This is a genomic window from Paludisphaera soli (genome assembly GCF_011064595.1).
Taxonomy (GTDB): Bacteria; Planctomycetota; Planctomycetia; order Isosphaerales; family Isosphaeraceae; genus Paludisphaera; species Paludisphaera soli.
The window spans coordinates 1-342 of sequence record NZ_JAALJI010000164.1; the positions used below are offsets into that span (position 1 = coordinate 1).

General features: G+C 68.7%; 1 pseudogene. It reads right to left on the reverse strand.

The annotated features are described in order from the left end of the window. Window positions 1-240: pseudogene (locus G6O68_RS32150) on the reverse strand (ISNCY family transposase); the annotation flags it as partial. Between the last annotated feature and the right edge of the window lie 102 nt (window positions 241-342).

Below are 342 nucleotides of genomic sequence, written 5' to 3' on the forward strand. Positions count from 1 at the left end.
GGCGTAGCTCCAGCCGTAGAGCCGCATGACGACGAGCATCCGGAGGATGACCTCGACCGGGGTGGACGGCCGGCCTCGGGAGCGGGTCCGAGGGTGGCGGCGGGCGAGGTCGCCCCGGACGAGCTCGAACAGCTCGTCGTCGAGCAGGCGGTCGAGCTGCTCGAGCTGGGGCTCGAAGCGGAGGCCGAGCCGGGGCACCAGGGCCAAGAGGTCGGTCCGGTCGTATCGATTCCTGAGCACGGCTCCGGCCCGCCGTCGGTCCGATCGAATAGGTTCCCGAGCGTGCCCCCAGCGTACAAAAAGCCTTGGACCATGGCCATTTCGCACCGCTAACTAGTACTC